General features: G+C 58.4%; 12 protein-coding genes. 7 read left to right on the top strand and 5 right to left on the bottom strand.

Translation table 11 applies throughout. The features are described from left to right. The first annotated feature begins 409 nt into the window (after positions 1-409). From F3J24_RS03745 to F3J24_RS03760, 4 genes are all read left to right on the top strand, one after another. On the top strand, positions 410-1,621 hold the full coding sequence (locus F3J24_RS03745; RefSeq protein WP_167002810.1) for an acyltransferase family protein: 1,212 nt from the start codon (positions 410-412) through the stop codon (positions 1,619-1,621). A gap of 587 nt (positions 1,622-2,208) precedes the next feature. Beyond that, the gene (locus F3J24_RS24805) at positions 2,209-2,793 is read left to right on the top strand and encodes a hypothetical protein (protein ID WP_205244591.1); all 585 of its coding nucleotides are present in this window, start codon (positions 2,209-2,211) and stop codon (positions 2,791-2,793) included. Between the two features lie 188 nt (positions 2,794-2,981). Next, on the top strand, positions 2,982-3,551 hold the full coding sequence (locus F3J24_RS03755; protein WP_167002812.1) for a nucleotidyltransferase family protein: 570 nt from the start codon (positions 2,982-2,984) through the stop codon (positions 3,549-3,551). Positions 3,552-3,733: 182 nt separating this feature from the next. Beyond that, positions 3,734-4,528 (top strand): ornithine carbamoyltransferase, encoded by a 795-nt coding sequence (locus tag F3J24_RS03760; RefSeq protein ID WP_167002814.1) that lies wholly within the window; start codon positions 3,734-3,736, stop codon positions 4,526-4,528. 216 nt (positions 4,529-4,744) lie between these two features. On the opposite strand, the gene F3J24_RS03765 is transcribed toward F3J24_RS03760, so the two are convergent. After that, positions 4,745-5,725: a GlxA family transcriptional regulator gene (locus F3J24_RS03765; protein ID WP_167002816.1), complete on the bottom strand. Its 981-nt coding sequence runs from the start codon at positions 5,723-5,725 to the stop codon at positions 4,745-4,747. Between the two features lie 108 nt (positions 5,726-5,833). Between F3J24_RS03765 and F3J24_RS03770 the strand changes: the two genes are divergently transcribed. Further along, a complete protein-coding gene (locus tag F3J24_RS03770) occupies positions 5,834-6,427 on the top strand; it encodes an isochorismatase family protein (protein ID WP_167002818.1) in 594 nt (197 codons plus the stop codon). 229 nt (positions 6,428-6,656) lie between these two features. Here the strand turns inward: F3J24_RS03770 and F3J24_RS03775 are convergent, their stop codons facing one another. Genes F3J24_RS03775 through F3J24_RS03790 form a run of 4 tightly spaced genes read right to left on the bottom strand, consistent with a single transcriptional unit; the run spans position 6,657 to position 10,633 of the window. Then, positions 6,657-7,538 carry an amidohydrolase gene (locus F3J24_RS03775; RefSeq protein WP_167002820.1) on the bottom strand — a complete coding sequence of 294 codons (882 nt, stop codon included), beginning with the start codon at positions 7,536-7,538 and terminating at the stop codon, positions 6,657-6,659. A 19-nt stretch (positions 7,539-7,557) separates the two neighbouring features. Then, positions 7,558-8,625, bottom strand: coding sequence for an isocitrate/isopropylmalate dehydrogenase family protein (locus F3J24_RS03780; RefSeq protein WP_167002822.1), 1,068 nt, complete (start codon positions 8,623-8,625; stop codon positions 7,558-7,560). 23 nt (positions 8,626-8,648) lie between these two features. Beyond that, complete coding sequence (locus tag F3J24_RS03785) at positions 8,649-9,653, bottom strand: tripartite tricarboxylate transporter substrate binding protein (protein ID WP_205244592.1); 1,005 nt, start codon at positions 9,651-9,653, stop codon at positions 8,649-8,651. Positions 9,654-9,655: 2 nt separating this feature from the next. Further along, entirely contained in the window at positions 9,656-10,633 is a 978-nt protein-coding gene (locus F3J24_RS03790) for a tripartite tricarboxylate transporter substrate binding protein (protein WP_167002824.1), read from the bottom strand. A gap of 92 nt (positions 10,634-10,725) precedes the next feature. Between F3J24_RS03790 and F3J24_RS03795 the strand changes: the two genes are divergently transcribed. Together F3J24_RS03795 and F3J24_RS03800 are read left to right on the top strand one after the other, a co-directional pair. Continuing rightward, positions 10,726-11,616 carry a LysR family transcriptional regulator gene (locus tag F3J24_RS03795; protein WP_003053812.1) on the top strand — a complete coding sequence of 297 codons (891 nt, stop codon included), beginning with the start codon at positions 10,726-10,728 and terminating at the stop codon, positions 11,614-11,616. Between the two features lie 205 nt (positions 11,617-11,821). Then, positions 11,822-12,796 carry an NAD-dependent epimerase/dehydratase family protein gene (locus F3J24_RS03800; RefSeq protein WP_167002826.1) on the top strand — a complete coding sequence of 325 codons (975 nt, stop codon included), beginning with the start codon at positions 11,822-11,824 and terminating at the stop codon, positions 12,794-12,796. Position 12,797: the final 1 nt, after the last annotated feature.

Consider the following 12,797-nt stretch of genomic DNA (forward strand, 5'->3'; position numbering starts at 1 on the left):
CGACCCAGTAAAAAACCTGAACTGGACCATCTCCAGATTCTGAGGAAGCATTAGCCCCCAGGAAGATGAATGGGCGACAGCCCATTGGCAGATACTGGCTTTGGAGTCGCGCCGGTGGTGATGTGGCAATCAAAGACTGCAGGCGTTGATCGAGGTGCAGCAAACGACCGCGACGGATCGTGAGCATTCTTGGGCGGCAGGCTGCTACCGGCCAGAAGCCGCCGTTCGACATTTTTCAACTGCTGGTTGCTTCAACCTGATCTCAGAGGTCCAGTAGAACAACTGACATGAAGGTAACAGGCCCACTGTCGCTGAGGTGGACCGTCCTAACTCCGACGCCAAACTTGCTCGGGCGATTTGCAGTGAGGCCTGATAGAGTGCCCGAAAGCACCAATCGGGAGAGGCACCAATGATCCACGCCAACGAGAGTCGACAACGCCTATACGCACTCGACAACCTACGCGCCGCAATGATGTGGCTCGGTATCGTTTTGCATGTGGCCGTCATTCACATGGCCGGCCCTTCTCTGCTGCCCTGGCGCGACAACCAAACGACGCCTGCGGCTGACTTGCTGGTTGCCTTCATCCATGCATTCCGCATGCCAGTGTTCTTCATCCTGGCGGGCTTCTTTGTTGCCTTGCTCATCGACCAGCGCGGCCCAACGGCCACTGTGAAGCACAGGTTGCGTCGCTTGGCGCTGCCCTTCGCCGTTTTCTGGCCGCCCTTGTTCCTCGCGTGCTCAGTATTGGCACTGGTGTTCCTGCATCGCATGGCTCGCGGGACATGGGGCCTGGACCTCGGTCTGTCTCCCACTGAAATGAACGGGTCGCAGGGCGAACCAAATACGCTGCACCTGTGGTTCTTGTGGCTGCTGTTGTGGCTGAGCCTTTTGACGCCGTTGATGCAGAGGCTGATGCGCCAGCTTGTACCCAGCACCGGACCGACATTGGGACGATGGCTCGCCGCCATGGGCCGTACCCCTTGGGGAATAGCTGGGCTGGCAGCTACTTTGGCAGCCGTGGGCGTGCAATACGGCAATGGTCTGGTGCGACCAGGGAACGCCTTTTTTCCGCCCTGGACGGAGTGGGCACATAACGGCCTGTTCTATGTCTTTGGATTGGTGCTGTACGCCCATAGGCAAGTACTGTTGGCGCATTACATGAGGCGCTGGTCCTGGTACGCAGGCGCGGGGCTGGTATTGTTCCTGGCTTCCGGCATCGTGCTGGAAAAAGTCCCTGCCGAGCTTCGTGATGCCATGCCGCTAGAAGCGCGGCTGGCATTTTCCTGGGCTTACAACGCTACCGCTTGGTGCTGGAGCTTCGCGCTTATCGGCGCGTTCTCGACTTACCTTGGCCGGCCAAGTCGCACAATGAGCTACCTGGCAGACAGTTCCTATTGGGTGTATTTGGTTCACTTGCCCCTCACCATCGGTTTCGGGGTCTTGCTGTTCGGTCTGCCTTGGCCCGCAGGAGTGAAGATGGTAGCTAACATACTGGCAACGACGGCGCTAAGCTTGGTGACTTACCACTGGCTGGTGCGATTCACTGCCGTAGGAGTGCTCCTCAATGGCAGACGCAAGGAGCTGACGCAAAAAAGAAGTGGAGCGATGCCAACCTCCTGATGCCGATGTGTACTGGCACCAGGTAGGGGCCGGGTTTTGCCGTACTGCGGCGGTCAAAGCAACATCACGGCTCGGCTGCAACCGCTGTGCAGATGATGTCAGCAGCCAGAGGATGAGCGGCCGTTTTGGGTCGAACAGAGACAGCGGCTCTCGGCCAGAAGCAGTCTTTCATCTAACAATGGGCGTTGACTCCTGACAACAAGCTGCAATCTCGACATTAAAAAGTTTGCTTGCGATTGCTCACTCTCATAAATCCGAATAGATTCATTTTTATAAGAACGACAGGATTTTTTGTCTGTCGTCTAAATCTATTTAGCGCCTTAGATATGCCTTCGTTCCGAGACAACTTTTCTAAAGCAATCGTCGATGCGCTTGGAAAGCGCGCTGCTTTCATTTGTTCTAACCCCGATTGTCGGGCGCAAACCCTGGCGCCATCCGATAGTGAGCCGGCGAAATATCTGTACATTGGAAAAGCCGCCCATATCTGCGCCGCAGCTGAAGGTGGGCCTCGCTATAGGACCGAAATGGCATCAGCGGAGCGCGCCGGGATCGGGAATGCAATATTCCTCTGCAGTGGATGCGCAGACATGATCGACAAGAACAACGGGGCTGACTTCCCGGAAGCAATGCTCCGACAATGGAAGACTGACCACGAAAACTGGGTTACTCAGAACCTAAACAAGCGAGGAACTGGCATCGGGGGCGATGGAGGTGGAGGAACAATCATAGGTAACCGCGGGACGGTCATCGGTGGTCGGGGCGGCAACGGAGGGGTCGGAGGTATTGGTGGCAAAGGTGGTAGCGGCTTCATTCACGGCGATGACGGCCTAATCATCGGTGGCGACGGCGGCAGCGCAGCCTCAGCCGATGGGCGGGGCGGTCGTGGAGCACGCGGACCTGTCGAGCGCGTCGGCTTTCCGACCGAAATGTGGGGATATGGTCGCGGTGGATCGGCACCAAATCACCCAGAGTACGACCGCCGGGTCAACTTGCTGATTCACATCCGAAACGAATACTTGTCGCGGTTCCCTGGCGAGGCGCCATTCATACAGGCCGGGATCGATCCCGTTCCTATCGACTGGATCAACCAGCGGCTTGCTGAGATGTCTGAACCGTGGATTGTGAAACATGGCGACGGGGGTTACGTATTGCCAGCCCTAGAAGCGCCATGAGCTACAAGTCACCCAATCCGGCAGTCGAACGGACCTGCGCGAAAAGCTGCGCAGGCCGCTTACTTCCACGTTAGTGGATGTCTGCTTTGGGTCGTTCTGAAACACCAGCCTCCCGGCCAGAAACGATCTTTGGTATGTGGGGCACAATCGATCAGAGCCTCCTTTTCACCTTTGGATTGCCTGTCTAGATGCCTACCACTGAGCGCTTTGTTGCGGATATCCTCCAAAACGTCAACAACCGTACGATTCTTGAACGCTGGAAGGATTTGAATCTCACAGATGGTTGGCTTGTGGCAGGCTGCCTTTTCCAGACAGTGTGGAATTTGCAGGCACAAAGGAATCCTGAGGATTCCATCAAGGATTACGATCTTTTTTACTTTGATTCATCGAATACCTCTGAAACTGCCGAACAGAAAGTACAAGCGCATACTGATCATGTTTTGCGTGATTTAGGTATCAAGGTTGAAGTAACGAACCAAGCCCGGGTTCACCTGTGGTACCAGTCATATTTCGGTCATCCATACAAGGCATTACGCAATTCCTCCGACGGAATAGATCGCTTTCTTATTCCAGCGACTTGCGTGGGAGTTCGCCCAGATGAACTTTATGCTCCGAATAACCTCGGCTTGATCTATGACGGCATTCTGGCGCCCAACCCATTGACTCCGCACCGTGATCTCTTTCAACGCAAGGCCGAGTCCTATCAAGCACGTTGGTCATGGCTAAAAATTCTTGTGCAGGGCGAGCAGTCTCAATAAATTCATCGAAACGAATGTTCGGGTGTATGCCTGCTTAGGCTAGAAAGCTGCGGCAGGTCAATCGCCACTCTCGGTCAAGTCCAGATGCTGACGAAGTGTGGCGTTGGGGTGGCTAGCCAGACGCGAGATCTTGAAGGCAAAGTCTCTGAGATACTGCCCGGAGTCTCGTCGAGCGGCATGCCATGAACCTTATAGACCTTTCGCAACTAAACGCTGAGCAGGTGCGTGCCATCTGGGCACTCGTCGACACGCCCTGCCAACCTCTGCAGCGCAAGGTGGCCTGGTCGTTTGAAGGCAACGGCATTCGCACTCGCACAAGCTTCATCCAGGCATTTCAAGAACTTGGCTTGTCATTTGTCGAGCTGCCCAATTTGCTCAAAACACCCGAGAGGGCTGCCGATCTGGCCGGCTATCTCGACCCTTTTTACGATGTCTATGTCGTGAGGGAATCGAATCATCAGCGCCTCGCTGAGTTTGCCTTTGCGTCACAACGCCCGGTAATCAATGCCATGTCCGGCATGGGGCACCCATGTGAGGTGCTGACTGACGCTTTCTACATTGATAGGTCGATAGCGCCCATTGAGCAAGCCCGCATCTGTTTGTGGGGCCCGATGACCAATGTGCTGCGGTCGTGGCACGAGCTGGCTTTCTCGCTGCAACTGCCAATCATGCATATCTGCGATGAACGGCTACATGAGACCCTGCCATACGTTGAATTTGCATCAACGCCATCCCGAGCCGCTGACACTGTCATTACCGATGGCTGGCCAAGCGGTGCCGAAGCAATGGCCAAGTCGCTCACTGTGGCAGATCTGGATTGCATGGGCATGCCCATGCTGCTTGCTACACCGCCCTTTTCCATTGGGCGCGAGATTGCATTTGACCCGGTGCAATATCCCCGCTTCTCCGGCTACAGTCAAAAGTCGTTATTGCTGCCCGTGCAAAAAGCAATTCTGCGATACCTGCTCGCCCGCTGAGCTTCCGTATCGATGCAGAGATTGATGCCAGTCTCTGATAAACGCAGCCACTATGCCTGACCTGGTATCCGATGTCCGTTTCGACTGGAAGCTTGGTAGAGCAAAGCAAGCAAGAAAATCTGAGCGGCAGCGCTTGCAAGCTGTGAACCGGTGATACCTGGTCTGAACGCTTGAGCAGTAGCTACGCATGAGTTACCGGTTCTGCGGCCAGCCTCTTCATTCATGGGTGCGAAATCGGCTGCGGTATTCGGCAGGCGTGGTGTTCAGTTGCCTGCGGAACGCGCGAGTCAGCGTATCGGTAGTGCCCAGGCCGCAGGCAGTGGCGACGCGCACCAATGACTCATCAGAAGTTTCAAGGCGATTGCGTGCCATCTCCACACGCACGGACTCTATGTACGCGGCAGGTGTGGTGCACAACTCGGTCTTGAACAGGCGGGCCAGTTGTCGCTCGCTGACATGGATTCGCTCGGCCAAGACCGGCAGCGTGAGCGGTCTAGCAACGTTCTGCGCTATGTAATGGCGTAGCGCGTCCATGCGACGTGTGGTCGAAGGCTGGGCTATGGCTACGCTGAACTGGCTCTGCCCGCCGGGCCGCTTCAGGAACATGACGAGTTGCCGGGCCACACGCTGTGCAGCTGCCTCGCCGAAGTCGTCTGCCACCAGGGCCAGTGCCAGATCGAGACAGGCTGTCAGACCCGCCCCCGTCCACAGATTGCCCTCGCGGATAAAGATCGGCTCGGCATCCACGATAACAGCCGGGTACTCTGCCGCCAGTTGCTGCGCGGTGGACCAGTGCGTGGTGACACGCTTGCCATCCAGCAGCCCTGCCGCGGCGAGCACATGTGCGCCCACGCAGACAGAGGTAACGCGGCGGGTACGGGCAGCCAGCTTCTTCACCCAAGACACGACCTGCGGGTCGACCACGGCGCGCAGCTCGCGCGCCGCATTCCTTTGCACCGCACCAGGCACTACCAGCGTGTCGATACGCTTGCGCGCCAACTGGGCAAAGGTGATGTCGGGCAGCACGCGCACCCCCGCAGAGGTTTGCACTGCCTCCAATGTCTCAGCCGCCAGCACCATACGATAGCCTGTGGGCTGCTCCATCTCGCGCTCGAGTAGCGAGAACACTTCGGCGGGACCGGTCATGTCCAGCAGATCCACCTGATTGAACAGGACGATGACGATGAGGCGTTCCATGTGCTGTCTGCAGACAATGTCTGAATCTGCATGTTATATGACATTGCAGACATTCCCCCGCATTCCTACCATTCCTTCATCGCTCAACATTGACAAGGAAGCCGGACCATGACGCCCTCCAAGACCCTGAGAGAACTCAACGCTCTCGACGACTCGCCTGCCAACCTGGCCAACGCCACCTTGGTGCTGGTGGACTACCAGAACACCTACACACACGGCGTGATGGAACTCACGGGCTGGAAGCCTGCGCTGGAAGCAGCCTCAGCCCTGCTTGCCCGCGCACGTGCAGCGGAAACAAAGATCATTCATGTGATGCATGACGGCGGCGCGGGCTCTCCCTACGACATCACGAAGGACCTCGGGCAGATTCACGCCAGCGTGGCGCCCATGGCCGACGAAGCCGTGGTGGTGAAACATGCCCCCAACAGTTTTGTAGGAACCAATCTCGGCGAGCTGGTGGACGCAGCAGGCCGCCAGCAACTCATCATCATCGGCTTCATGACCCATATGTGCGTGACATTCACGGCTGAGGGAGCCTTTCTGCGCGGCAACCAGCCAACTGTCGTGGCCGATGCCTGCGCCACGCGCCCCCTGCGCAGTGCCGTGGCAGAGGTAGAGGCAGTTCAGCTGCACCGCAGCGCGCTGGCGACCATTGCCGATTTGTACGGTGTCGTCGTCTCCTCGGGTGCCGCGCTGCACTGAAGTTTGGCCGATTCGGGAGGCTCCGGTGGACTGCTTTTACCGACCTGGGCCTAAGAGATTGAGCCCTTTGTCGACCTAGTGATGCCGAGCGCGTATGTCCACGCAGAATCACCTCAGTAGCGCTGGGCATGTTCTGGGCAAATGCCGCGGCACGCTCAGCCACCTTTGTCTTTGAGCAACCAGACGTTTGCACCCTGATGTGCTGGACACTTTCAGCCCAATTGAGCACTCAACCTGAAGCCCAGCCGAACAGGCGCGCAGGATTTTTCACCAGCACCTGTTGCTGATCATCGTCGTCCATCAGCCAGCGACCTATGTCCTGACGGATGGCCTGGGTGGGCACGGTGCGAAACTGACTAGGTTCCAGGGCTGGGACGCCAGCATCCCTGGCTGTATGCGGCCAGTCACTGCCCCACAGGATCGCCTCTGGAGCATGGCTCACCAGATGTCTTGCCCAAGCGCGGGCCCATTGCGCATCAGCCAGACGATAAGGCGCGGAAAGCTTGACAAATATGCGGCCACTTTCAGCAAGCCGCAGCAGCAATCCGTCATCTTGAGAAGCTGCTGCCGGGAACGGCACCATTGCAAAATGGTCCAGGATAAAAGACCCCGGCAATCGACTCAGGTGCGTGCTCACGGCTTGCAGCACAGGGTAAGCCATGTATAGCTGAATACTCCAGCCCAGATGGCAAACGCGCTCGCTCCAGTATGAGAGTTCGTTGCAAGCCGAGGCGACGTCTTCGTTGCCCGAGCTTTGCAGGTTCACGCGGATTGCTCGCACACCTGCTGCATGCCAGACCTTCAGCTGAGCCTCGCTGACGTCGCGCGGTGCGACTGCCACGCCACGCGCACTTTCGCCGAGCTCGGCCAGGGCATCCAGCAGGCACTTGTTGTCAAACCCGTAAACGCTTGGCTGCACCAGCACCACGCGCTGCATGCCGATGGCCTGCAAATGTTGCCGCAGCGCCTGCACAGATGCTTGATACGGTGTGTAGTGCCGCATCGGATCCATGGAATATTGATGCTGCGGCCCGAATACATGGGTGTGCGTGTCGCAGCGAAAAGCCGGAGGCCCTGCCTCCGTCCTTGAACTTCGATCAACTACCTCCATGACTTCGCCTTGCCCGGCTTCACAGCGTCAACGCAGCGATACGCTGTGCCAGCTTGCGGCCTGTGGCGGCCGTGCCGAGTTGGCCGCCCACATCGCGCGTGGCCTCGCCATGCTCGACAGCCTGGGCTGCACAGGTGACGATGGCCTCGCTGGCCCGCACAAAACGCATGTCATTGCTGCGCTGACCGTACCAGTTCAGCAACTGGCTGGCCGACAAGATCAGCGAAAACGGATTGGCGATGTCCTGGCCTGCGATGTCTGGTGCAGATCCATGAGCCGCTTGCCCCATCGCATATTGCTGGCCGGCGTTGACGGAGCCTCCCAGGCCCAGACTGCCAGACAGCTCGGCCGTCAGATCAGAGAGGATGTCACCAAACATATTGGTCGTGACGATGACGTCAAAGCGTTGAGGCGCACGCACCACATGGGCCATCATCGCGTCGACGATGAATTCATCGACTTCGATCTCCGGGAAATCCTTGGCGACACGCTGACATTCTTCAATGAACATGCCGTCGCCCAGCTTGAGCACATTGGCCTTGTGGACGATGCTGACATGCTTGCGCCGGCGCTGGGCCAGCTCGAAGGCCGAACGCGCCACGCGTGCGCAGCATTCGCGGGTGATCCGGCGAAGAGAGACGACCACGTCGGCTGTGATCAGCATTTCACTGCCGCCCGATGCAATGTTGCGATCTGCGTAAAAGCCTTCGGTGTTTTCACGAACCACGACCAGATCGAAATCATCCACCTTGTGTGGCACGCCAGCCCAGGTTCGCGCAGGCCGGATGTTGGCAAACAAGTCCAGCTCCTTGCGAAAGAACTTGGAGGGGTTGATCTCCCCCTTGGCTTCGTCCTTGAAGTCGTAGGTCGCCATGGGGCCGAGCATCAGGCCGTCAGCAGCCTTTACCTTGGCCAGGAGTTCCGGCGTGACCGTCGCACCATATTTGCGCAGGCTCTCGTGGCCGGCGATATCGTGGTCCAGGGCCAGATTCAGATCAAATTTATGAGATACAGCCTCCAGCACCTCCACTGTGGCGGCCATGGTTTCCGGGCCGATTCCATCGCCGGGCAATACAACCAGTTTCATACTCAACTCTCTTTTTTCAACGCTTAGTCAATCAATACAGAAGTGCTTCGGACCAGTTGCCGGTATTTGGTGATCTCCTTGCGGACAAAAGCATCCACCTGCGGCGGCGTATAGCTTCTGACCAAAGTGCCTTCTGCCTCGAAGCGTGCCTTCAACACGGGCTGCTGCACGATCTGATTGATTCTTTGCGACAGCAGTTGCACCACGGGCGCTGGCGTCTGCCTGGGCGCGAAGTAACCACCCCAGAGGCTGAATTCGAAGCCCGGAAATTTCTCCGCAACCGTGGGCACCCCTGGCAGCGCCGCAATGGGCTCCAGACCGGTGACCGCCAATGCGCGCACCTTGCCGCCTTTGATATGTGACAGGATGGATGGCGTGCTGGCCACGAAGAACTGCACATGCGCTCCAATGAGGTCGGTGATCGCCTGGCCGGCTCCCTTGTAGGGAATATGGACCATCTGCACTTTGGCTGCCTCTGCAAGGGCGGCAGCTGCCAGGTGCCCCGGCGTTGCCGTACCGGACGAAGCGTATGCCACCTTGCCTGGCGCCGCCTTGGCTGCGGCGATCAGGTCGTCCAGCGATTTCCATGGTGCGCCGGCAGGAACCGCCAGCACCAGCGGAGAGTCACCAACCAGGGCCACGCCTTGCAGATCCTTCAGGCTGTCATAGCCTGGGCTCTTCATGGCCGCACCGTTGATGGCGATCTCTCCGGTCTGGCCCAGCAGCAGTGTCAGTCCATCAGCGGGAGCGCGCACCACCATGCGTGTACCCAGCGCTCCACTGGCGCCAGGACGGTTGTCAACGATGACGGATTGCCCAAGCGCCTTGCCCAGATCGTTGGAAATCAGTCGTGCGAATACATCGCCCTGTCCTCCTGGCGCATACGGAACGACGACTGTAACTGGCCGCCCAGGAAAGCCTGCCTGCGCTCTTGCCATACTCGCGGCCGCCGCTGCAGAGCCAGCGCAGATGGCAGCCAGCAACTGTCTTCTCGACACCAGGCCTGATGGGTCGTGGGATGGCAACATGCTCAGAGCTCCATGCCAGGCTTGCTTGCCACGGCCTTCCACTTGCCCAACTCATCGTGAAGTTCCGCGGCAAAGGCTTTCGGGCTCAGGGAAACAGGCGTTGCGCCTTCATGCTTGAGACGCGAGCGCACTGGCTCAGCGGCGGCGGCTGCATTGACGGCTTGATTGAGCTGATTCACGATTTCTGGTGACACCCCTGCAGGAGCAAGCACACCCCACCATGTGGTCACGTCATAGCCCTTGATCCCGGCTTCTGCCATGGTGGGCACCTGCGGAAACAGGCTGGAGCGCTGAGCACTGGTGACGGCCAGAAGCTCCAGCTTGCCGGTCTTGAGGTGTGGAAGAATGGTCGGCACCGTGGCAAAGAATGCATCCACACGACCTGCCAGCAGTTCCAGCGCAGCAGGGCCGCTGCCTTTGAAAGGGACATGCGTCATTGGAAGCATCGCCTGCTGCCTGAAAAGTTCGCCGGACAGGTGGTTGATGCTGCCAGCGCCAGCTGAACAGTAATTGATGCCGCCTTCGCGTGTTTTGGCAATCCTTGGCAAATCCGCGACCGACTTGGCCCCCAGAGCCTTGTTGGTGACCAGAAGCAGAGGCCCACGACCGATCATTGCCACCGGAGCAAAGTCTGTTTCCGGCTTGTAGGGCAGCTTGGGATCAATGGCTGCGTTCGTCGCAAAAGTGGATGTCGCAAACAGCAGCGTGTAACCATCGGCCTTGGCTTTTGCCACAAAGTTCGCGCCTATGGAGCCACCTGCCCCACCCTTGTTGTCAACGACAACTGGCTGGCCAAAGCGATTTGACAACTGGCTGGCTATGTCACGTGCGATGCTGTCTGTACCGCCACCGGCCACAAAAGGAACAACCAGCGTAATAGGACGCTCGGGCCACTTTCCCTGAGCTGTTGCCGAGCTCACCAGCATCAATCCAGCGGCTGCGGCGAGCCACGCTTTTCTGAAATCACCCAAGCCTTGCATTTCGTCTCCGTTTCTTATGTTCTGGGCGAATGATCAGTGATTTAATTAATGCAGTAAATTGCAAAAAATCTTCTCATTGATGCGTTTTTCAAATGAATTTCGACATTGCTGATCTCAAAGCCTTTGTGGCTGTGGCAGAGTTGGCCAGTTTCAAGCGCGCGGCCGAGTTGCTGCACATCTCCCAACCGGCCTTATCGAGACGGGTCGAGAAACTGGAACAAGCCCTGTCGCTCAAGCTTCTGGAGCGAACCACTCGCAAAGTGGAACTCAATGCCATGGGACGTGTTTTCTTGCCTCGTGCCCAGCATGTGCTGGCCGAACTGGAGGCCTCGTTGATAGGGATGACCGAACTCAACGAACGGCTGCATGGCCTGGTGACCATTGCCTGCATCCCTTCGGTCGTAGATACGGTGGTGGCGAGCGCCATCCATCAGATCAAGAAGCAGTTCCCTCGCATTCGGCTGCGTATCCTGGATCAACCCGCTGCGGACATCCTGCTGACCGTGGCGCGCTCCGAAGTGGATTTCGGAATCGGCTATTTGGGAGCCAGCGAGCCTGACCTCGACTTTGAAGAACTGGCGTCGGAGTCTTTTGTGCTGGCCTGCCGCAAAGACCATCCTCTGGCCACCCGCAGCAGCATTTGCTGGAGTGAGCTGGCACATCAGGACTGTGTGACTCAAGCGCAAGGCAGCGGCAATCGCCTGCTCATCGACCAGGCTCTGTCAAACACCGTCACCCGACCCCATTGGGTATGCGAAGTTCAACATGTCCCCAGCCTGCTCAGCCTGGTTCGGCGCGGGGTGGGCGTGGGTGCGGTCCCTCAGCATGCAATCAGCGGGACCGATCTCTGTGGCATCCCGTTGGTAGAACCGCAGGTACTACGCAGCATCGGTTTGATCTCGCGACGGGGCAAGGCACTTTCTGCCATGGCTCAGGAACTCCAGAGGGCCTTGCGACTGGTTCATATCCAGCAGTTGAACTGAGCGCAAAGCTCTGAGTAGATGGCTACCTGATGAGAGCTGCTGGTGTAGCGCGCTATTCCTCGCCCAGGCCTGCGCTCTTCCTGGCTGGGCGGGCGGGCCCGCCATTCCTGCGCAAATTGCGCTTGACCTTGAACCAAGCTTCAAGCTTAGGCTTGCGTCACTCCCGGTCATCAAGGCTGGTGAAACTCTTCATCAAGGAGCAGGAATGCAGACCATATTGGGCGCCAACGGGCAGATCGCCACCGAGCTGGCGCGCGAACTCAAGCGCAACTACAGCGATGAGCTCAAGCTGGTGAGCCGCAGACCGCGCAAGATACATGACACAGACCTGCTCGAAGCCGCCGATCTGCTCGATGCCGAGCAAACAGCCAGAGCCGTTCAGGGCAGCAATGTGGTCTATTTCACCGCAGGCCTGCCTCCGGATACCCAGCTTTGGGAGCAGCAGTTTCCAAGCATGCTGCGCAACGCCCTGGCGGCCAGCCGCGCTGCGGGGGTCCCGTTTGTCTATTTCGACAACACCTATATGTACCCGCAGGACGCGCAACTGCAGACCGAGCAGACGACATTCGCCCCCATGGGGCGTAAAGGCCGGGTGCGCGCCGCCATGGCCGAGATGGTGCTGTCCGAGATGGCGCGCGGGGAGATTCCCGTCCTGATCGGGCGGGCGCCCGAGTTCTACGGACCGGCTCAGACGCAGAGCATTACCAACGCTCTGGTGATTGACAGGCTCAAGGCCGGCAAGACACCGCTGGCCCCGGTGCGGGACGACCGCCTGCGCACCCTGATCTGGACCCCCGATGCCAGCCGCTCACTGGCTTTGCTTGGCAACACGCCCGCTGCTTACGGCCAGACCTGGCATCTGCCATGCGACGATGCACGCCCCAACTACAAGCAGCTGATCGACTGGGCCAGCCAGAGCTTTGGCCGCTCTTGCCGCCATCACAGGCTGCCCCGCTGGGCACTGAGCGCAGCCAGCCTGATCTCCAAACCCGTGGCCGAGCTGCAAGAGCTGCTGCCCCGCTATGCCCACGACAATCTGTTTGACTCCAGCAAGTTCAAGCAGGCATTTCCGGGGTTTGCCGTCACCAGCTACCGGCAGGGACTGGCCCTGATTGCCGATGAATTTCATAGAAATCAGCAGCAATCCCTTGCCCAGACTTCGGAAGCAGCTATCAAATAAG

Source organism: Comamonas sp. Tr-654, from assembly GCF_011752915.1.
In the GTDB taxonomy this organism is placed as follows: domain Bacteria; phylum Pseudomonadota; class Gammaproteobacteria; order Burkholderiales; family Burkholderiaceae_C; genus Comamonas.

Excerpts from the sequence above, each read along its gene's own strand:
- F3J24_RS03785 (WP_205244592.1), bottom strand. The coding sequence starts at position 9,653 with ATGTTGCCATCCCACGACCCATCAGGCCTGGTGTCGAGAAGACAGTTG.
- F3J24_RS03795 (WP_003053812.1), top strand. The coding sequence starts at position 10,726 with ATGAATTTCGACATTGCTGATCTCAAAGCCTTTGTGGCTGTGGCAGAG.
- F3J24_RS03755 (WP_167002812.1), top strand. The coding sequence starts at position 2,982 with ATGCCTACCACTGAGCGCTTTGTTGCGGATATCCTCCAAAACGTCAAC.
- F3J24_RS03760 (WP_167002814.1), top strand. The coding sequence starts at position 3,734 with ATGAACCTTATAGACCTTTCGCAACTAAACGCTGAGCAGGTGCGTGCC.
- F3J24_RS03780 (WP_167002822.1), bottom strand. The coding sequence starts at position 8,625 with ATGAAACTGGTTGTATTGCCCGGCGATGGAATCGGCCCGGAAACCATG.
- F3J24_RS03790 (WP_167002824.1), bottom strand. The coding sequence starts at position 10,633 with ATGCAAGGCTTGGGTGATTTCAGAAAAGCGTGGCTCGCCGCAGCCGCT.
- F3J24_RS24805 (WP_205244591.1), top strand. The coding sequence starts at position 2,209 with ATGATCGACAAGAACAACGGGGCTGACTTCCCGGAAGCAATGCTCCGA.
- F3J24_RS03775 (WP_167002820.1), bottom strand. The coding sequence starts at position 7,538 with ATGGAGGTAGTTGATCGAAGTTCAAGGACGGAGGCAGGGCCTCCGGCT.
- F3J24_RS03765 (WP_167002816.1), bottom strand. The coding sequence starts at position 5,725 with ATGGAACGCCTCATCGTCATCGTCCTGTTCAATCAGGTGGATCTGCTG.
- F3J24_RS03745 (WP_167002810.1), top strand. The coding sequence starts at position 410 with ATGATCCACGCCAACGAGAGTCGACAACGCCTATACGCACTCGACAAC.
- F3J24_RS03770 (WP_167002818.1), top strand. The coding sequence starts at position 5,834 with ATGACGCCCTCCAAGACCCTGAGAGAACTCAACGCTCTCGACGACTCG.
- F3J24_RS03800 (WP_167002826.1), top strand. The coding sequence starts at position 11,822 with ATGCAGACCATATTGGGCGCCAACGGGCAGATCGCCACCGAGCTGGCG.